This is a genomic window from Parascardovia denticolens DSM 10105 = JCM 12538 (assembly GCF_001042675.1).
Classification (GTDB): Bacteria; Actinomycetota; Actinomycetes; order Actinomycetales; family Bifidobacteriaceae; genus Scardovia; species Scardovia denticolens.
Map to the genome: position 1 here is coordinate 1,765,376 of NZ_AP012333.1, position 19,964 is coordinate 1,785,339.

General features: G+C 55.0%; 14 protein-coding genes and 1 pseudogene. 11 read left to right on the forward strand and 4 right to left on the reverse strand.

All coding sequences use genetic code 11. The annotated features are described in order from the left end of the window. Nucleotide 1: 1 nt before the first annotated feature. Genes PSDT_RS07305 through PSDT_RS07315 form a run of 3 tightly spaced genes read right to left on the reverse strand, consistent with a single transcriptional unit; the run spans nucleotide 2 to nucleotide 3,382 of the window. Nucleotides 2-1,099 carry a glycosyltransferase gene (locus tag PSDT_RS07305; protein ID WP_006288557.1) on the reverse strand — a complete coding sequence of 366 codons (1,098 nt, stop codon included), beginning with the start codon at nucleotides 1,097-1,099 and terminating at the stop codon, nucleotides 2-4. Continuing rightward, a complete protein-coding gene (locus PSDT_RS07310) occupies nucleotides 1,092-2,507 on the reverse strand; it encodes an ABC transporter ATP-binding protein (RefSeq protein ID WP_397224530.1) in 1,416 nt (471 codons plus the stop codon). Before PSDT_RS07310 ends, PSDT_RS07305 begins: the two co-directional genes overlap by 8 nt. 17 nt (nucleotides 2,508-2,524) lie before the next feature. Continuing rightward, nucleotides 2,525-3,382, reverse strand: a complete 858-nt coding sequence (locus tag PSDT_RS07315; protein ID WP_006288555.1) for an ABC transporter permease — start codon at nucleotides 3,380-3,382, stop codon at nucleotides 2,525-2,527. A 243-nt stretch (nucleotides 3,383-3,625) separates the two neighbouring features. On the opposite strand from PSDT_RS07315, the gene PSDT_RS07320 reads away from it, so the two are divergent. The 11 genes and pseudogenes from PSDT_RS07320 (at nucleotide 3,626) to PSDT_RS07365 (ending at nucleotide 17,781) form a co-directional block, all read left to right on the forward strand. After that, nucleotides 3,626-4,849 (forward strand): LicD family protein, encoded by a 1,224-nt coding sequence (locus PSDT_RS07320; protein ID WP_223293518.1) that lies wholly within the window; start codon nucleotides 3,626-3,628, stop codon nucleotides 4,847-4,849. A 253-nt stretch (nucleotides 4,850-5,102) separates the two neighbouring features. After that, nucleotides 5,103-6,347: an ATP-binding protein gene (locus tag PSDT_RS07325; RefSeq protein ID WP_006288553.1), complete on the forward strand. Its 1,245-nt coding sequence runs from the start codon at nucleotides 5,103-5,105 to the stop codon at nucleotides 6,345-6,347. Nucleotides 6,348-6,811: 464 nt separating this feature from the next. Beyond that, on the forward strand, nucleotides 6,812-7,495 hold the full coding sequence (locus PSDT_RS08435; RefSeq protein ID WP_006290044.1) for a DUF2326 domain-containing protein: 684 nt from the start codon (nucleotides 6,812-6,814) through the stop codon (nucleotides 7,493-7,495). A gap of 133 nt (nucleotides 7,496-7,628) precedes the next feature. Next, nucleotides 7,629-7,859: pseudogene (locus tag PSDT_RS07335) on the forward strand (helix-turn-helix domain-containing protein); the annotation flags it as partial. Nucleotides 7,860-8,014: 155 nt separating this feature from the next. Beyond that, a complete protein-coding gene (locus PSDT_RS08440; protein WP_197540487.1) occupies nucleotides 8,015-9,094 on the forward strand; it encodes a DNA cytosine methyltransferase in 1,080 nt (359 codons plus the stop codon). After that, nucleotides 9,052-11,328 carry a DISARM system helicase DrmA gene (gene drmA / locus PSDT_RS07340; RefSeq protein ID WP_231859845.1) on the forward strand — a complete coding sequence of 759 codons (2,277 nt, stop codon included), beginning with the start codon at nucleotides 9,052-9,054 and terminating at the stop codon, nucleotides 11,326-11,328. Before PSDT_RS08440 ends, drmA begins: the two co-directional genes overlap by 43 nt. Nucleotide 11,329: 1 nt before the next feature. After that, nucleotides 11,330-13,099 (forward strand): DUF1998 domain-containing protein, encoded by a 1,770-nt coding sequence (gene drmB, locus PSDT_RS07345; RefSeq protein WP_006288551.1) that lies wholly within the window; start codon nucleotides 11,330-11,332, stop codon nucleotides 13,097-13,099. Then, on the forward strand, nucleotides 13,081-13,740 hold the full coding sequence (locus PSDT_RS07350) for a phospholipase D-like domain-containing protein (protein WP_223293517.1): 660 nt from the start codon (nucleotides 13,081-13,083) through the stop codon (nucleotides 13,738-13,740). The genes drmB and PSDT_RS07350 overlap by 19 nt, the downstream gene beginning before the upstream one ends. Nucleotides 13,741-13,743: 3 nt before the next feature. Further along, nucleotides 13,744-14,217 (forward strand): very short patch repair endonuclease, encoded by a 474-nt coding sequence (locus PSDT_RS07355; RefSeq protein ID WP_006290040.1) that lies wholly within the window; start codon nucleotides 13,744-13,746, stop codon nucleotides 14,215-14,217. Continuing rightward, nucleotides 14,204-15,982: a GmrSD restriction endonuclease domain-containing protein gene (locus PSDT_RS07360; RefSeq protein ID WP_006288548.1), complete on the forward strand. Its 1,779-nt coding sequence runs from the start codon at nucleotides 14,204-14,206 to the stop codon at nucleotides 15,980-15,982. The genes PSDT_RS07355 and PSDT_RS07360 overlap by 14 nt, the downstream gene beginning before the upstream one ends. 113 nt (nucleotides 15,983-16,095) lie before the next feature. Then, the gene (locus tag PSDT_RS07365; RefSeq protein WP_223293572.1) at nucleotides 16,096-17,781 is read left to right on the forward strand and encodes an HsdM family class I SAM-dependent methyltransferase; all 1,686 of its coding nucleotides are present in this window, start codon (nucleotides 16,096-16,098) and stop codon (nucleotides 17,779-17,781) included. A 263-nt stretch (nucleotides 17,782-18,044) separates the two neighbouring features. Here the strand turns inward: PSDT_RS07365 and PSDT_RS07370 are convergent, their stop codons facing one another. After that, nucleotides 18,045-19,916, reverse strand: a complete 1,872-nt coding sequence (locus tag PSDT_RS07370; protein WP_006288546.1) for a glycosyltransferase family protein — start codon at nucleotides 19,914-19,916, stop codon at nucleotides 18,045-18,047. Between the last annotated feature and the right edge of the window lie 48 nt (nucleotides 19,917-19,964).

The following is a 19,964-nucleotide window of genomic DNA, read 5'->3' on the forward strand; positions in this document are numbered from 1 at the left end:
TTCACCGTCCTGAGAAATTCTGAGGGAAATCCTGGGGGAAGTCCGGATCCGCCAGAGGGCTGGGCATCGGCTGCCAGTTCTTGTCACGCAAAATCCTGTGTTCGGCCCGCCACCCTTTGCAGATTTCGACGAGGCCGGAACGGATGCTTTTGCGATCCACCGTCACAAGGCGGATGATCTCTTTGATGAAGGTGATCAGGTTCCCCAGGGCGAAGCCGAAGGGGTAGTAATCGCCGTACGCCATGTAGTACCGGGCCAGGAAGCCCCGGTTGCGCATGAGGTAGTAGCGCTTCACGTCCGACATGGAGTTGATCTGCGGCAGGCCGGCGATCTCCAGGTTGGCCATCTCCCGGGTCCGGCGCAGGACCTTGTCCTCGATGATGATCGGCCGGGTCACCGTGCTCGCCAGATAGCCGTAATTGGCGTCATCCCAAGCGATGAAGAAGCGGGGGTCGGGGAAGCCGATCTTGTCGACCACGGTCCGCTTGAAAAGCCCCCCCTCGAAACACATGGAGTTCATGCGGTGGAAGCGGGCGGGGCCGAAAGCGGGCGGGGAGAAGGGGTTGGGCACCCCCAAGAAGGTGATCGTCTGGTACTGCCAGTAGAAGTCGCCCCCGTCGAAGTCGTAACGGCCGCCTTGGATGGCTTCGTATTTGCCCATCCAGGGATCGAGTTTCTCCAAGGATTCCGGCAAGGCGGCCACATCGTCGTCCATGAGCCAGAACCATTCGGCCCCCCGCCGATAGGCCTCTTTGGTACCGGAATAGAAGCCGCCGGCCCCGCCGGTGTTGGCGGTCAAAGGCAGGTAGACCACATGGTCACTGCCTCCTTTGGCATCCACCGAGTCCGGGTCTTCCGGACGGCGGACGGCGGCCAGGTCGGCTTCCAGCCGCTGACAGATTCCTTTGGTCTCAGGCGAATTCTCGTTGTCCACGACCACGATCCGCCAAGGTTTGACGGTCAGGTGGACGATGGAGTCGAAGAGCTCCTGCAGGAGGCCCTGGCGCTTGAAAGTGACGATGACCATGGCCAGTTTGCCGTTGTTCTTGGCGACGGTCTTGTCATCGTCCTTACCGTTGGTCTTGCCTTGCTCAGTCATCAGCCACCTCATCTGCCGACCCTTGGGATAGGCTCATCGCCGCCTCTCCCTTGGCCGTCCCTTTCTCTGCCTCTTCGGCTGTCGCTTTGGCGGTCGCCTTCGGCTTCTCCTTCACCCTCTCCACAGCCGTGGGGTCAAGCGGCGAAATCATCAGCCCCCGGTCGCTGATCAGGGCGTAATCCCGGTTGCGCTCATCCCTGACGACGAAGTCCAAAGCGTTGTCGTCAATGGCGACGGCCACGAATTCGGCCCCTCCTGCGGATTGGGGGTTGGCCTTCCACAAGGATGTGATCAGGCGGAAATCCCCGTTGTTGAAAATGTCGAGCGGGAACTCGAAGTCCACGGTCTGGTGGCCGTGATGGAGCATCTTGAGCATCTTGTTGCCTGTGTCGTAGGTGATGCCGCCCCGGCGGATGTCGTGCAAGGCGATGGCCAGGTAGAAGTCGCCCGGTTCGTCGAACTGGTATTCCACCTGGAAGTGGAAGGTGTCGGAACTCTTGCAGATCAAGGGGGAAACGGCCGTGGTCCTCAAAATCGGCACCCGTTCGTTCAGGCCGTTGGGATATCCGCCGGCCTCTTCCTGCCGTTTCTCGGCCTCCTTCTTCTCCGCCTCGAGATTGGCCAGAGTGTACTGTTTGGAGACGGCCTCCGGATCGCCGATGGCCTTGACCTTCCCGTCGGAGATCATCATGGCCCGGGAGCAATAGCGGGTGACGGACGACATGTCGTGGGTCACCAGGATGACCGTCTTGGTGGGATCCTTCTTGATCTCAGTGAAGAAGTCGGCGCATTTGCGTTGGAAAGCCTCGTCCCCCACGGCCAGGACCTCGTCCAGGACCAGGATGTCCCCCTGGGCCTTGATGGCCACCGAGAAGGCCAGCCGGACCTGCATGCCGGAGGAATAGTTCTTCAGCTTCTGGTCCATGAAGTCTTCCAGCTCGGCGAAGGAGACGATGTCGTCATACATGGCGTCCACTTCTTCGCGGGAGAAGCCCAGCAAGGCCCCGTTCAGGTAGACGTTCTCGCGCCCGGTCAGCTCCGGGTTGAAGCCCACGCCCAGCTCAATGAAGGGGACCAGTTTGCCTTTGACCGACACCGTGCCCTGTTCCGGGTAGTAAATCTGGGAGATGATCTTGAGCAGGGTTGATTTTCCGCCGCCGTTACGGCCGACGATCCCGAAGAACTCCCCCTGATGGACCTGGAAGGTGATGTCTTTGAGGACATGCTGCTTGGTGTAGCCTTTGATGCCCCGGGTCCAGTTGACGAAGGCCTGTTTGAGGCCGGTCGCCTGCTCGGTCGGCAGCTTGAAATACTTGGAGACATGCTCCACATCCAAGACGACCGGTGCCTTGCTGAAGTCGGTCTTCACCGTGGAATCGCCACGGCCCTGATCCATGGAGTCGGTCATTTCAATCTTGGAAGTCATTACATCACCTCGGCGAAACGCTTACTGTTACGGCGGAAAAGCCAAATGGCAAACCATAGGATGAGAAGGGTGAAAACGATGGGGAAAAGCTTGGCGCACCAACCCAAAGCCGTGTCGTGGTAGAGGGTCCAGACCGTCGGCTGGGTCGCCGGGGCGATGAGATTATGACGGATGTCTTGGATGGCCTGGGCGATAGGGTTGAGCAGCTCCAAACGGCCGAGGACGGAGATGACCCCGCCGCGGTCCAGGACGAAGGACAGGGGGTAGATGATGGGCATCCCGTAGAAAATCACTTGGGAAAGCACTTCCCAGATGTGGGAGATGTCGCGGAAGTAGGCGTACATGGTGGCCATGATCATGGTCAGGGCCAGGGTGATGGCGTACAGCTCGATGATGTTGATCGGCAGGAACAGGGCCCACCAGGTGAAATGGACCCGGGAGATGATGGCGAAGACCATGACCACCACCAGGTTGATCCCATACGAAATCAAGGCTCCGACGGTGGCGGAGACCACGACGATGTAGTTGGGGAAGTGGATCTTGCGTAGGAGGTCGCCGCGGTCGACGATGGACCGCAGGCCAGAATTGGTTGATTCCTGGACGAACTGCCAAGAGCAGGTCCCCAGCAGAAGGACCACGGGATAGGTGGGGGTGCCATCGGTCATCCGCAGGAAGCGGGCGAAAACGATGTACATGACTACGAAAAGCATGAGCGGTTTGAGGACCGACCAGAGGATGCCGAGAAAGGATCCCTGGTAGCGCAGTTTGAAGTCCGTCTTGACCAAGCCTTTGAGCACGGTCCAAGCGTAGCCGTAGCGCGACTTGAGTTTAGATTCGTCAGTGTCCACTTGTTTCACCCTGCCATTCTATCAAGCGCGCTTACAAGGGCCGGGGAAATCGACGATTTCCCAAGTCTCTGCACAGGAACACAGCGCCCGAGGGGCTTCGGCGGCCAAGACCCCCACTATACTGAAGATAGACAGGCCCGGATAAGGCACAACAAACCGCGATAGGCCCCAACAGGCCGTGACAGGTCTCGACAAGATCTCAACAGGCCGACCGAAAGAAATCGAAAACCACCGTCCCAGCAAGGAAGCTTCATGTCCCATCGTTCTCCAGCCGATTCCCCATCAGACCCTTCTTCCCCGTCGAAGAACCATCCTCGGAACCTCCTGCGCTCGCTCAAACGTTTCCTTCCGGTCTCCTCCCGCTCCTTCCACGGGTACGAAGGCGAATTCCGCGATAAATTCGACCAAACCATGCGGGCCGTAAGCGACCAGACCGGCATGATCCGCGACCTGCAGCGCCGCCTAGACGAGTCCCAGGCTCAGGTGAGGGACCTGCAGGGTCAGGTGGCGCAGACCCGCGACCGGCTGGGCGACCTCCAGGAAAAGCATGATTACGAGGAAGACCGGCAGATGATGCTTTTCTGGTCTCTCTGGCGTGAACCGGGGGAATCGGAGGAAGAGGCGAAACTCCGCTTCTTCCGCGGTCTGCCCCAAGCGACCGGCGTCGACCGTCTTTACCAGCGGGCGGAAATCAAACTCTTCAAAACCTTCATCGACATCTGCGAGGAAAACCACATTCTCTACTGGGCCATCGCCGGAACTCTTCTGGGCGCCTATCGCCACGGGGACATGATTCCGTGGGACGACGACATCGACGTCCTCATCCCCCGGGACGAATTGAAGCGCCTGATGACCATCATCAGCGAAGACCCGCGCTACAAGAACGACTACCGCATCACCGAGCTTTGGGACTGGTTCGTGATCTGCCGCCAGATCCGCTTCCGGCTCCAGGACGACGACAATCCCATTTTCGTGGACCTTTTCCCGCTGGATTGGTCCTCCGGCGACGCGACCGCCGATTACAACACCAATCAGGACATCCGCCACCGGTTCTATGACGCCTGTCGGGCCACCTTCGCCGGAACCGAGTGGGAACGGCGGCCCTACCTGCCCGTCAGCGACCCCTTCGCCAGCCAGATGGATCGGCTTTTCGACCGCTTTTACCAGCAGTCGGTCAGCGCCTCCCACATCATTCCCAGCCGGGATGGGGCCACCGGCCTGCTGAACAGCATGGAGAACCTGGACGAACGGCATCCCAGCGGCCCCTACCCCATCGCCGACTGGCTCCCCACAACGACCATGACTTTCGCCGGTTTCCCCATGGCCGTCAACCCTGGCTGGCGCACGTATCTGACCAACATGTACGGCGACTACCTGGCCATTCCGCGGGATATCCATTCCCATAACCACGTGGACAAGAGCCTGGTTTACTCGGATAAGACGATCCGCATCCTCAAGGACTATGTGGGCGACTGATTAAGAGCCACCTGCCTCTTTCTTTGGCTCCTTTTTCGACTTTTAGAGTCTCTTCGCGCCTCTTTGGCGGTCTGTTGGCGGGTCCGTTTGTGTACTAACTCAAAGTTCAAAAAAAGACCCCGCCATTTAAGCCCTTCATTTTTTGTACATTGAGTTAGTCCACAGCCGTGGCAGAAGACGGAGTGACAGACGCGGGCCGGGACCCACGGCGAAAGCGATTGCCCCGAACCGCGCGGACGGCTAGACTGAAATCATGGAAGCCGAGGAAATCCACGAAATCATCGAACGCATGCGCCAGATCGGCAACGACACCCAGGACTGGGAGGTTAAGGAGGCCGCGAAAAAGCTGCCGACCACCTTTGTGGACACGCTTTCGGCCTTTTCCAACACCCAGGGAGGGACCGTCATCCTTGGGGTTTCCGAGAAGAACGGCTTCACCCCCGTGCCCGGCTTCCGCGCCCGCCGCATGCAGGACGCGGTCAGCGAGGCCTGCCAGAAACTCACGCCGCGGGTGCGGCCCATCATCGAGGTGGTTCCTTTCGAAGGCAGCAACATCCTGGTGGCCCAGGTGCCGGCCATGCGCCCGGCCGACCGGCCATGCTACATCACCACTCGGGGCATCTACCAAGGTTCCTTCGTGCGCACGGGCGACGGCGACCACAAACTGACCGCTTACGAGATCGACCGCATGCTGGAGATGAAGGAGCAGCCCCTGTTCGACAACGACCTGATCCCCGGCGCCGAAGTCTCCGACCTGGACCCCGACCTCCTCGGGCCCTTCCTGGCCAGGCAGAAAGGGCTGCATCCCCACGTCTTCGCCGATAAAAGTGACTTGTGGATCCTCTCCGGCTTGCACGTGCTCAGGCCAGACGGGAAGACGCATCGGCCGACTTTGGGCGGGCTCATGGCTTTGGGGACTTTCCCTCAGCAGTTCCAGCCGCGGCTCAATGTGATCATTTGCCAGGAGGGGAAGGATGATCGGACCATCATCGGACCGATCCCCCTGATGGTGGCGGACGCGGTGGATGAAGTCACGAAACGGGCCAAAGCCCACGGCGGTCGCGAAAGCCAAGGCCGCGGCGCCTCGGATTACCCGACCGCCGTTTTGCGGGAGGCGATCACCAACGCGCTGGTCCATCGCGATTATTCGCCGGAAGCGCGTAGCTTCCCGGTCAAGATCAGTCTTTTTGACGACCGGATCGAGATTCTGAACCCCGGCGGTCTTTACGGCAACATCACGGCCGAATCCCTGGTGGACGCGAGGGTCTCCCCCGCCCGCAACCAATACTTGGCGAACATCCTGGAAACCACGCCGGCGGTCGGTGGCGGCTATGTGTTGGCCCACCGAGGCAGCGGCTATCACGCCATGTCTCAGGAGTTGAAAAGCGCGCTTCTGCCTCCGCCTTCGCCGATCAGCACTCTGGCTTACTTCCAGTTGACGCTATACAAATCGCCTCCAAGCCTTGGAATCAACGGGGATCAGCGCTTATGCTTATAAAGAAGGCTCTGTTAAACCAAAGTTGACCTGAGGCCCGCATGTCCACAACTGTAGCTACACTGAGATTACAGTTATGGGGCCATGGGTTTCATCGACAAGATCTGCAACCAATTAAACGGCATGGGCGCATTGGAACGCCAACAGGCCATCGTGGAATTGCGCGAGGTCATCTACGAGGATGCCTAACAGAGCTCGAGGAGCAGAAGAAGAAACTCTCTGCATTCAAGGAGGCGCGTCGGTACCGTTTCGTCCCCGATCTCGTCGGCGGGAAAACGCAGTACGAAGAGAACCTTGCATAGATACGGTCGCTGGAGACCGAACTGGACAATCTCGTAACGGAAACGACGGAGATCCACGACTCCGAAGATATAGAAAAAGTCCGCCTCAAGTCGCAGCTCGATGCTGAAAGGCTGAGACTTGAAACGGACATACAGGTAAAACAGCGCCGGCTCACGCTTCTTGACATGAGCCTTGAATCCGGACTGTATCCGACAGAGGCAGACCTTTCTGCCCTGCAGGAGTATTTCCCGCTGATGAATATCAGGAAGCTGTACGAGGTGGAACGCTACCACCGCAAGCTCGCGAAGATACTGGATGACCAGTTCTCCGTCGAAAAGGAGCAGGTGGAAGTCGATATAGCAGAACTCCAGGAGCAGCTGCAGACGGTGCGCAGCCGGATCAGGGAACTCGGATTCGTCGGGAACGTGTCGAAGGAGTTCCTCGACCGGCATTCCGAACTCAAGGGAAGAATCGATGCACTCAAGGCACAGAACGAAGCTTGGCTGACGCTGCAGGATCTGCAGGACGCGAAGAAGCGGGCTGACGACACGCTTAAATCGGCGATAACAAGCATCCTTGCGGATATTGAGCATGACGTTAACGCCGAGATGAAGAAGTTCAACGACTCCCTCTACGCCGACGCTCGGAAGGCTCCGCGGCTGCATTTCAACAGCTACAACAGCTACACGTTCGAAACGCCGGACGATACAGGAACCGGCACGAACTACAAGGGCATGGTGCTGTACGACCTCGCCGTCCTCTATCTGACGGCGATTCCTGCCATTGCGCACGATTCGCTGATCCAGAAGAACATCAGCGACGGAGCAATCGACGGCATCATGAAGATATACACGGGAACGGAAAAGTAGGTGTTCATTGCCTTTGACAAGCAGGACTCCTACCGCGAGGGACCCGCAGGATACTGGCGGACAACACGGTGCTGAAACTCTCCGATGACGGTTCAGAACTCTACGGAGAGTCGTGGAACAAAGAGGAAAGCCAATGAAAAGAAAAATGAGCTACAAGAAACTGTGGAAGCTGCTGATAGACAGGGATATGAACCGCACGGATCTCCACAAGGACGCAGGAATCAGCTCGTCATCCCTCGCCAAGCTCGGCAAGGATGAAAACGTCACGACCGACGTGCTTCTGCGGATATGCAACTCGCTGGATGTCGAACTGAACGATATAGCCGAAACCGTGCCGGACGAGGAGACTCCCGCAGAGATAAGGCGGAACGCGGGAAGGAGCACGACCCGTTCGCACCGGAGCAGTATGACCGGCAGAGCCGACTGAGCCTGCAAGTCCCGTCCACACCGTATGGTGTGGGAACAAGATTGTGAGGAAGATGTACGCCGCAGGCGGATAAACAGAGCAGCTACAATTTCATAGACCTCTTCGCGGGAGCGGGTGGTCTGTCCGAAGGATTCCTTCAGGCAGGCTTCCGGCCTGTTGCGCATGTCGAGATGAACGAGTACGCAGCAAGGACGCTCGAAACCCGCAGTGCATACTACTATCTGAAGAACACGGGCAATCTCGCTCTTTACAGGAAGTACCTCTCCGGGAAGATCAGCCGCGACGAGTTCATGAAGCAGATTCCGTCTTCCGTGACGAAGACGGTCATCAACGAGACACTGTCAGATGAAACGCTTCCCGCCGTCTTCAAGACCATCGACGGCATCTGCCTGGATGTAACCTGGGGCGATTATACGAAATCAACTGAAAAGTACATTGACAAGGAAGAAAAGGAACGCAGTCGCACTGTTTACAAGCGGATTCCCGAGAAGGAAACCGTTCATTTGAAGTTCAGCGACTTCGGACGTACGAAAGAATATCAGCTTGTTCAGGATTCGAACGTTCACGTCCATGTATCCCGCATTCCGTTGAAGAACGGATATTCCCTCGTCACCGCCTATGTCGTGAACAAGCGGAGCAATCCGTCCAGCGACGTCGAGGGACTCATGTTCCAGGTCGGACTCAAGGCACATGCAGAGGACGATTCTGCTGTATTCATCGCCGAACACATCTGCAGGGACGTTCTCTCCACCGACGAGTTCTATTTCGAGCAGCGTCCGATCATGGGACGCGGAAGAGGCTGCGCCGCCGTATGGGGAAAAGCCGAGAATGGCAGAACCGACTATGTTGAAGCTGCTTTTATCCCGGAATACGAGTATCCGGGTGTCAGTGCCGCACTCAAGGGCTTTGATCCTAAGTTCTTCTCGACCTCGCAGATGGCGGCGAAGGGTAAGAAAGCGGAAACCATACAGAAGCTGAACACGCTTGCCGACTCTTACGAGAAGTGGATTAATGACACACTTGTCGGCAGCTCCAGAATGAGCGACCCGAAGTTCGTAGAGAAGGTCGGAAATACCGTCATCGGTCACTGCAGGGATGCCCTGGCAGAATCCGGGAAGGCATCCGCATCATCGAGACGGACGATATCTCCTTTGAGGCGTTCAGCTTCATGAACACCGTGATCTACATGCAGAACAGCATCAAGAATTATTCGAAGAAGCATGGTCAGGGAATCGAATGCAATTTCAAGGAGTTCGTCGATCCCAGAAAACCGGAGAACGAATTCGCGTGGAGACCGTTCCAGATTGCCTTCATTCTGATGAACCTCAAGGGAATCGTGCACCCGGAAGATCCGGAGCGGGAGATCGTCGACCTGCTCTACTTCCCGACCGGCGGCGGAAAGACGGAGGCATATCTCGGACTCATGGCATTCACCATCGCCAACAGGCGGCTTCGTGCCTCTGCGTCTGACGAATACAATCGCGACGGAGGCGTGACCATCATCCTCCGCTATACACTTCGCCTGCTTACGACTCAGCAGCGTGACCGCATTACGAAGATGGTTGTTGCCGCAGAACTTGTGAGGCAGAAGAATTATCCGAAGTACGGCACGGAACCCATCAGCATCGGTTTCTGGGTCGGCGGAGGTGTGACTCCGAACAGATTTGATGACCTGATAGAGAAACCAGACAAACCTTACGAGGCGCGGAATCAGAGAAATCTGATTTACAGGCAGCTCCTCACCTGCCCGTTCTGCGGGAAGCCACTCACAAAAGACGAGTTTGATATCGACACGGACAGAAAAACAGAGGAGATTCACTGCTCGGACGAACACTGCATGTTCTACAAATACAAGAATCCGGGAGAACGTATTTCCATTCCGGTTTACCTTGTCGATGAAGAAATCTATGCGAAGTGCCCGACCATCATTTTGTCAACCGTCGACAAGTTCGCAAGGCTTCCGTGGGATGTGAACACAAACACCCTGTTCGGCCGCGTTGACCGCAAATGTAGTCGTGACGGCTACATTGCAATCGGAGTGAAACATCCTAAGCGCCATAACAAGACGAGTAATCTACCGGCCGCTCAGGTAGAAAACGTGAAGCCCTTCCTTCCGCCGGAGCTGATTATTCAGGACGAGCTCCATCTGATCACAGGGCCTCTTGGAACCGTCTACGGTGCATATGAGACCATCATCGAGGATATGTGTACGCACGACGGCATCAAGCCGAAGTATGTTGTTTCCACGGCAACAATCAAAAACGCCGACAACCAGGCAAAGAGCCTGTACGCGAGGAACAATACGACGCAGTTCCCGCCGAACGGCTTTGAGATCGGCGACAGCTTCTTCATCCGGGAGATTCCGGTCGATGAAGATCCGTTCAGAAAGTATGTCGGAATATGTGCTCCTGGACAGTCTCTGAAGACCACTCTCCTGAGAACCTATGCCATCATCCTGCAGGACGTCTATAACCTCTCTCAGCAGGAGGAATATAAGGATGTCATAGACCCGTACTACAGCCTGATCGGATACTTCAACAGCATCCGTGAGCTTGGCGGCGCGGTCAGACTTCTCCAGGACGATATTCCGAAGCGCATGTATGTGATCAGGAAGAAGTACGACAATCCAAAGCAGCGTTATCTCAATGCAGGCAACAACGTGGAAATCACCTCAAGAATGCCATCTTGGCAGATACCGGAGAAGCTTACTCAGCTCGAGGCTCCATATACGTCCCGCGACTGCCTTGATACGGCCGTCGCCACAAACATGATTGCCGTCGGCATGGATGTGGACCGACTTGGGCTCATGGTCGTGGATGGTCAGCCGAAGCAGAACTCCGAGTACATTCAGGCAACGAGCCGTATCGGTCGTGCTCATCCCGGTCTTGTCGTGACGCTGTATAACGCATACCGGCCGCGAGACCTCTCGCATTACGAGAACTTCACGGGCTATCATTCCCAGCTCTATCGTTTTGTGGAGGGAATGACTGCCACGCCGTTCTCCGCAAGAGCGCGCGACCGCGTAATTCATGCCCTCGTGATTTCTGCAATAAGACTGCTTTATCCGAAAATGGCAAACAATGAGGATGCGGCGGCAATAGGTTCCCTGACGCCGGTGCAGATTAATGCGGTAAAGGAAATGATTCTTGACCGTATTAAGATCGTCAAGCCATCGGCAAGAAAAGACGCCTGCGAGGAAATCGACCAATTCATCGACTGGTGGAAACTCCAGACAGCATCAGCCCAGTCCAAGCCTCTTCGCTACTACGTCGTGGGCACTGAGAAATACAGTCGGCTCATGAACGGGTATGAACAGCCCCATATTGAAAACGAGAAGCCTACGCTGCGATCAATGCGAGACGTTGAAAGTGCTGCGAACATGTACTACTACGACACGGAGGAATAATATGGCTGGATACGACAACAATAAACTTGGCGAGCTTCGTCCGAACCAGATCATCACGACCTTCGGCCCCGGTTCTATTGTGGATGCGGTCAAGGATTCCGCCACCATTCTGGATATCCCTTACTGGAAAGACAAAGGGATGAGGATCATAGACGGCAGGCTTGCTTCCTACCTGAACGTGGATGCTTTCTACATGCCGAGAGCATCCTTTGCACATGACATACCGGTGCAATCGTTCCCGCGCTGGCATGTATGCTCCAATTTCAAGTGCGGACGGCTTTTCGACGCAAGTGAATCATTCGACCTGGAGAAGTATCTGAAATTCGGTGTGACCTGCCCGGACTGCGGAAGAAAGGCTTATCCAGCGCGTTTCATCACCATCTGCGAAAACGGGCACATGTCTGATTTTCCCTGGAGGTGGTGGGTTCATCACGGAGATACCAGCTGCAACGGCAGACTGAGAATGTACTCCACAGGAAATACGTCAACTCTGTCAGAAATGTGGGTGGAGTGCTCCTGCGGCGCGAAGAGAAGCATGAGCGGAGCCACGCAGGCACAGAACTTTGAAGGGCTGTCATGCCGTAGTACGCACCCGTTCCGGCCGAACAGCAGACCTGAGCACTGCGAAAAGTCCGTCATCCCGTCACAGCGCGGCGCATCGAACGTGTACTTTGCGGTAACAAGAAGTGCCATATCCATTCCACCGTGGATCAACCCGCTGTACAACCTGATAGACGAGCATTTTAAGGATATCGAACAGGCGAAGAAGATGACGGTCAGATTCGGCAGGACCGAAGAAGATGGCCTTCAACAGATTTATGAAGAATACTTCTCCAGATATACCCGCGAGCAATTTGATGAAGCCTACGAGCGGCGCATGAACAACATCCGGGAATTTACGGAAATCAAGCGAATGGAGTACGAAGCCATAACGCATCACGATGATCCGACCTATCAGTCCAACAAGAAGCATTTCAAGGCAGAGGAAGATTCACTGCCAGAATACTTCAGCCGCTACTTCAGCCGAATCATCCGTATAACGAGGCTGCGTGAGGTACGTGTGCTTCTGGGATTCACAAGGGTTGATTCGCCTGATCCGGATGCGGATGATCAACCTAATGTGGTTTATCTGAACAAAGGCAAGGACGAGCGCTGGCTCCCCGCTGTGGAAGTAAACGGAGAGGGAATCTTCATCGAATTCAACAGGCAGACACTTGCGGAGTGGCTGAGCAATCCGCAGGTGAAGAACATCTCAGAGAAGTATGTCGCTTCCTACCGGGAGTACTGTGACTCCAAAGGGTGGACGATAAAGACGGACAGGGACGCCGTTTACGTTCTCATGCACACGTTCTCCCACCTGCTCATCAAGCAGATGGCCATGTCGTCCGGCTATTCCTCTTCGGCGATTAGGGAGAGGATCTATTTCGATGACAAGATGGCGGGCATCCTTCTCTACACAGGGAGCTCCGACAAGGAAGGCTCTCTTGGCGGTCTTGTGGAACTCGGGACGGCAGACCAGATGACAAACCTCATGCGGGATGCCTTCCAGGAAGCCTTGGTATGCACGAACGACCCGGAATGCATGAGCACGCTTCCTGCCGGAAAGAACTCCAACGGCGCGGCATGTCATTCGTGCTGCATGATATCGGAAACCGCATGCGAGAACGGGAACCGCATGCTTGACCGTGGACTCGTTGTTCCTCTTGCAGGACGTGAGGAGACCTCGTATTTCAGAGAGCTGGTGAATGAGCTGTGTCAGGTGGAGATTTGAAAAGGGAAATACTGCTGAATACCATAAAGGCAGATGCCGCCAACGGTACCGACAATGCCACAGACATCCTGCACCGGCAATACCCTTGTCTGTCATCAGCAGATTGCGAGGAAATAGCTGCGACAATCTGTGCTGCTCTGACCACGGAAAACACTGAGAAGGTCTCTCTTGTCGTGACCGCGCCGCCGTCGTTCAGAATCGACGCAAAGCCGACAATGACCGTTGTCCAGTCCATGCTCGAAGGAGTGAAAAGGAACATCCTGATAACCGGATACTCCCTTTCCTCATATTTCTCCGAACTGACAGACACCATCATCGAAAAGAGCCAGAAAGGCGTATTCGTCAAATTCTTCATCAACAACGTTGAGAAGCAGCCGGATGTCGACAAACTGCTCCGCTACAAAGGGCGCTTTCTTCAGATATATGACTACAGCAATGAGGAAGACAAGATGGCGGCTCTTCATGCCAAGGTCATCTCCGTGGATATGAGGCAGACGCTGATAACCTCCGCAAACCTGTCATACCACGGGCAGCAGGGCAACATCGAACTCGGGACACTCATAGAATCTGGGCGCACTGCAAAGCAGCTCGACGAAGTGATGACGCAGCTTATCTTCAAGAAGATATTCAGAAAAGTGTGACGCATGGAGGTGATGCCGGTGTCAGACGTTTTGACGAAGGAACAGCGGCATCTCAACATGTCGCACATACACGGAAAGGACACAAAGCCGGAGGAGATCGTCAAGAAGTACCTGTTCTCCAAGGGATACAGATATCGCAAGAACGACAGCAGATATCCCGGCAGACCGGACATCGTGCTTCCAAAATACCATACGGTGATTTTCGTCCACGGCTGCTTCTGGCACAGGCATCCCGGATGCACGTACGCGGCAATACCGTCCACGAACCGTGAGTTCTGGCAGAAGAAATTCGACCAGAATGTTGCCAGAGACAAGAAGGTGCAGGGGCAGCTGAAGGCAGACGGATGGAATATAATAGTCGTCTGGGAATGCGAGATTTCCAGAAAATCCGACCGCAAAGAGCGGCTGCAGAGACTTGAGAATGAAATAAGAACGGCAATAACAGGAAGGGAAACAAAGAAAGATGAAAACAAATGACAGGCAGCTGACAGAACTCATGAAGGAGGTGGACGGCGGCGCAGCCCAGCTTCCGGACTTTCAGCGTGGCTGGGTATGGGATGATGGACGTATCCGAGCGCTTATTCTGAGTGTGATACATAACTTTCCTGTTGGCGCGGCGATGTTTCTTGAATATGGAAACGAAAACATCCACTTCAAGCACAAGCCGATTGAAGGATCACCTGCGAATCCGGACAGAGAACCTGACGAGCTGATTCTCGACGGGCAGCAGAGATTGACTTCTCTTTACAATGCGCTCTACAGCAGAAACCCTGTTCATACCCGCACAGACAAGGGCAAGGATATCGAGCGTTACTACTATCTGGACATTGCAAAGGCTCTTGATCCGAAAGCTGACGATGAGGAGGTCGTGATTTCTGTGCCCTCAAGCAGGCAGATCACATCCGATTTCGGCAGACACGTTGACAAGGATCTCACGACAAGAGAACAGGAATTCGAACTCAAGATGTTCCCGTTGAACATCATCCTGGATACCTCAGAGGAGCAGAACTGGCAGAACGACTACTATGCCTATCATAATTACAATCCAGAAGTCATAAAGCAGTTTACGGAGCTGTTCGCAAAAGTCATCAATCCAACGCAGCAGTATCAGATGCCTGTCATCCGCCTCGACAAGACAACACCGAAGGAAGCTGTCTGCCAGGTGTTTGAGAACGTCAATACCGGCGGCGTTTCACTGACTGTCTTTGAACTTGTCACAGCGATCTTTGCAATGGATAATTTCCAGCTCAGAAAAGACTGGGAGGAGCACAAGGAGAGGTACTTTTCCGGCGACCTGCTGTCTAAGGTAACCGCGACGGACTTTCTGACAGCACTCACGTTGCTCTCTTCCTTCAAGTCTGGCGGAACCGTCAGCTGCAAGAAGAAGGATGTCCTCGCCCTGACCCTTGATGAATACACAAAGTATGCTGACGGCCTGTGCAATGGCTTCTCGCTTGCCGAGAAACTTCTGAAGGAGGAACGGATTTTCTCAAGTGACGACCTTCCTTACAGCACGCAGCTGATTCCGCTTTCCGCCGTCTGCACAGTCCTGATGGACGGTAACAGAATTCACACGACTGCCGTCAAGAATATAGTCAAGCAGTGGTACTGGTGCGGAGTTTTCGGTGAATTGTACGGCTCGGCGAACGAAACCAGATATGCGAACGACATCGTCCAAGTTACCAGGTGGATCAACGATGACGGGGACCTCCCGAAGACCGTGACGGATTTCTACTTCAATCCGATGCGTCTGCTCGGCCTGCAGTCCCGTCAGTCGGCAGCCTACAAGGGCGTGATGGCGCTGATACTGAAGAACCATGCCCGCGACTTCATATCCGGAGCAGAAATGGACTTCTCCACGTTCTCTGACGAGAAGATAGACATCCACCACATATTTCCGAAGGACTACTGCATCAAGGAAGGCTACGACAAGCGAAAGTGGAACAGCATCGTGAACAAGACACCAATCTCAGCAAGCAGCAACCGCGAAATCGGCGGATATGCTCCGTCCGTTTACCTTGGCCGGCTTGAGAAGAAAGGCTCGGTGACGCCCGCCGACCTTGACAGTTATGTTGAATCTCACTGGATCGACCACAACCTGCTCCGGGCAGATGATTTCCAGAACTTCATCATCGACCGGGCTAAGAAACTGCTGTGTGCCATCGAAACGGCAACCGGCAGGACCATTTCCGGCAAGGACTCGGATGAAGTGCAACAGGCATTCGGAGCAACGTTGAACTGAACAATTCAAGGATACCCTTGTACCTTTCAAGGATAGCCTGAACATTTTAATTTCACCGAGAACCTTTCAAGAATTGCATGAGAGGTTTCTCGAAGGAGGTGACAAAGCCCGTGATGACAGCAGAAAAACCGGCGAAACAGACCGCATTTCATGACCGTACACTGCCCGTGCGGAATCGCTGCAGACGCAGAAACCGCATGGTTACGGGCTTTTCATACTCTTCATGCACATCCTGTCCTTGTATCAAAGATAAGGTCTTGTTAGATCCGGCGTGCGGTACCGGCGGATTCTTGTTTGAATCCTATAGGACGTTGCTGTCCAACGCCTCCGACGAGCAACGCGACGAAATCAGAACTTGGGCTCATCACAATCTCTATGGGGTTGATCTTGACCCGATCAACGTGAAACTGTCCCGTGCGCTTATGATCGGAGCAAAGGACGGCTCAACAAATATCGTCCTTGGCGATTCTCTTCGTGAGCAGAAATGGGGAGAGTTTCCCATGTTTCCTCCTGTAATCGGCAGTGAAGCTGATGGTTCCTACGATGTGGTTTTGACAAATCCGCCATTCGGGGAAAAGCTGAAAATCCGGACCACGGATGCAAAACGAGCAAAATACACCATATGCAAACACACCAATGGAGGTGCTAACAGTGAGCAATATGCGGACACGGAGCTCGGACTCGTATTTATGGAGCGCGCCTATCGTTTGCTTGCCGAAGGTGGTCGTCTTGGCATAGTTTTGCCTGAAACGTATTTCTTCTCAACGTCCTATAGATGGTTCCGGCAGTGGGTAGACCAGCATTTTGACGTAATTGGCGTAATGAACGTACCTATGGAGGCATTTCAAGGATTTTGCCGCGCGAAGACGAATTTCTACGTTATGACGAAGAAAACTACTAAAGGGAAAGTGATACTCAAGCCACCGTTTTGGTCCAAGCCAAACCAGACGTGGATTAGCTACGCGCCAACCATTGGTATCAACAAGGACGGAAAGACCCTTTATCGCGTCACGCGAGATGGGGTCCGTACGGATGAGATTGATGATGCTGTTCTGTTTGATGTTGAAGCGCTTCGCAACGGCGAATGCACCGATACCTCGCGATTTGTCTTCAGACCGGATTCACTTGTTAATTCCTATCTTGGCGTCCCGCAATACTACGATCAATCAAGCGTTATCGCGTTTGAGGAATATGTAGGCACCCATTTCGACTCTTTCAACACTTGCTCCCTTGGCGATCTGATAGATGAAGGAATAATCACCGTAAAAAACGGTTACGGGAGTCCGCCCGCCGACCTGAGAAACGGAGCCATCCCCTATGTGAAAGTATCTGACCTTCGCGCCGGAATGGTCAACTTCAACCCAACCAACATGGTGCCTTTGTCAGTCGCCCAACGTTTCTGGCACGGGAAAAGCAGTGGGCTCGTCCCGTGGAGCGTCGTTACCCCATCAAGAGCTTCCAAGAATATTGGCGAGCCATCCATGCTTCTTCCCGGACAGGAACAGGCCGTGTTCACCAAGGAGACGCTCATCATGAATGTGACCGACAAGGCCCCATTCGATAATTTCTATCTTGGATGGGCACTGGATCTTGATGCTGTAAGAAAACAATGGCCCAGAGTCGTGTTCATGCAAACCAACAGAGAAGACCTTGGAACGAGATATCGCGAAATACTGATTCCGATTCCCGACAGCAAGCAGCACGGAGAAAGCGTATCGTCTCATTATCGGGATTACTATCGCTCCATTGCAAAGTCACGTTCAGATTTTCTAAATGCCAGAAAAGCTCAGAACAGTTAAACTTTGACATGAAATGGCCGGAACTAGAACAAGTTCCGGCCATTTCATGTCAACATTGGTTTGACAGAGCCATAAAGAATTGTAAGGAGTTACAAAGAATCGTAAAGAGAAATGCCAGCTACACCTATCAAAAATGTCAAAAACGATAGATACAGCCGGCATTTATGAGCCGCCCCCAGTTATGAGACATCCTCGACTATGAGACACCCCGGTTATGTGATGTCCTCGGTTATGGGCCGTAGTCGGGACCTAGGGGCTTGAGTCTACTCCATCTTCAGGTAGTTCTTCCAGTAGGCCAGGGAGGTGACGGTCGGGCGGATGGCCGCGTATTCACGGCGCAGGCGATCGATGTTCTTCTTGTAGTAACGCAGGTCCCGATGATAGCGCTTCATGATATCCGCGTACCGGCCCGCGTCCTTGGTGCGGATGGCCCCCTTGCGGTTGTACCAATCGATGGCCACCAGCTTCTTCTTGCCGCGGATGACGCCGGCTGGGTAGATCCAACCGGCCAGAGGAATCACGGCGTAGCCCTTGCCTTCGCGCTTGATCCCCCGCTGCCAGTTGTCGGTCGTATAGTCCTGAAGACGCTGTTGCAGGCTCCGCGGCTGGTCCTCGTCGATGAGCTGGCGGTCGATGTCTTCCACCTTCAAGCCGGCCAGGTCGGGATCGGCGTCGATCTGCTCCTGCAGGGCGACGAAATCGTAGAGCTTCTCCTTGTCCTTGTTGGCCTTCATGAAGGTCTGTTCGGCCACGCCCGGTTGGATGAAGAAATCCGGCCCTTTGAGGAAATCCTCGAAAGCGTTCAGGCAGAGCTCGGCGTCGGCGTAACCGAACTTCTTCAACTCCAGATGGACGTTCTTATGCAGTTCCTTGAGGAAGTCGGCGTCCGGGGCCATGCCCATGACGGCCTGGGCGACCATGGTGTTGCGGGTGGTCTGGTAGCGCTCGACGGCGGCGTTGTAGCGCACGTGGAAGGACATGTGCCAGACGCAGAGGCTGTTCATGGTGATGAAGGGGCCCTTGCTGCGGATGCCGTATTCGGCGTCATCGCAGCGGACGAAGACGGGCAGGGGCAGGCCGTTCCTCTTGATGACGGAAATGGGGATGCAGCAATACCACCAGGCGGCGTACATATCCTGCTTCATCTGCTTGGTCGGCCGGAATTTCTCGTTGTAGACCAGGTCTTCGAAATGGGTCAGCTGCAGGGGCGGCTTGCAGGGGGAGAAAATCCCCTCCGGGGTCATATGGCCGATGTCCTCCCACTGCTCTTCCCCTACCTCGTAATTGAGCATGGCCCCGGAGATCATGGCCTCCTCATACTCAGGCTTCAAGATCCGCAGCAGATTATACGTCCGCTTGATGCTCTCCGGAGACACGGCCACATCATCATCCATCAACAGGATATTGGTCGCCTGGGGGGTCTGCTCCATGGCCGTGATCATGCCCCGGGTGAAACCGCCGGCCCCGCCCACGTTGTCGTTGGGGATGACGGTCACGCCATCGCCCGAGAGGGCCGCGGCGTCCAAAGTCCGGCCGTTGTCGATCACATACATGCGGAAATGCCGGGCGATGTCATCGGAAGAGGAAAGAATCTCCTTACGGACCAGACCGATGTTGTTGATGATGAAGCTTTCCTTCTTGAAAGTCGTCGTGCCGATGGCCAGCTCCACATCCCGAAGCCCACCCTCGACATCAAGGGAATAATAACTATTCCGAATGGCCACCCGCCCCTTGGTCGCGATCGAAAACCCCACGATGACCATCCGATCGGTCACCAGCAAAGGAAGATCGACGACCTGCCAGCCATCGGAGGCAGGCAGGGAGGCGGAGACGGACCCTTCGACGATCGGGTGGGCGGCGAAGGCGTCCCCGTAGGTCTCGGTGACCGTGCAGGCGGCCCCTTTCAGCTCCAGATGCAGGGTGAAACCGGTGGCGCGCGTGTACTTCTTCAGCTTCAGGACCGACAATGAGTTGAAATAGGTGTTGAAATCATAATTCCCGGCGGCATACATCTCCCAATCGCCGGAATCGGGATCATGGACGACTGGCTGGTCGGAACGGCAATAAAGCCCGGGATAGGCCACGGACCGAGGGTTGGTCTCCAACAAGACATTCGCGAATTTCATAGTAGGCATAAACGGACCTCATCCTTTCCGACGCCGCGGTCTTTTTCTCCATCCTAG

Coding starts and splice junctions, on each gene's coding strand:
- PSDT_RS07305 (WP_006288557.1), bottom strand. CDS start 1,099: ATGACTGAGCAAGGCAAGACCAACGGTAAGGACGATGACAAGACCGTC.
- PSDT_RS07310 (WP_397224530.1), bottom strand. CDS start 2,507: ATGACCGACTCCATGGATCAGGGCCGTGGCGATTCCACGGTGAAGACC.
- PSDT_RS07320 (WP_223293518.1), top strand. CDS start 3,626: ATGTCCCATCGTTCTCCAGCCGATTCCCCATCAGACCCTTCTTCCCCG.
- PSDT_RS07325 (WP_006288553.1), top strand. CDS start 5,103: ATGGAAGCCGAGGAAATCCACGAAATCATCGAACGCATGCGCCAGATC.
- PSDT_RS08435 (WP_006290044.1), top strand. CDS start 6,812: ATGAGCCTTGAATCCGGACTGTATCCGACAGAGGCAGACCTTTCTGCC.
- drmB (WP_006288551.1), top strand. CDS start 11,330: ATGGCTGGATACGACAACAATAAACTTGGCGAGCTTCGTCCGAACCAG.
- PSDT_RS07355 (WP_006290040.1), top strand. CDS start 13,744: ATGGAGGTGATGCCGGTGTCAGACGTTTTGACGAAGGAACAGCGGCAT.
- PSDT_RS07360 (WP_006288548.1), top strand. CDS start 14,204: ATGAAAACAAATGACAGGCAGCTGACAGAACTCATGAAGGAGGTGGAC.
- PSDT_RS07365 (WP_223293572.1), top strand. CDS start 16,096: ATGACAGCAGAAAAACCGGCGAAACAGACCGCATTTCATGACCGTACA.
- PSDT_RS07370 (WP_006288546.1), bottom strand. CDS start 19,916: ATGCCTACTATGAAATTCGCGAATGTCTTGTTGGAGACCAACCCTCGG.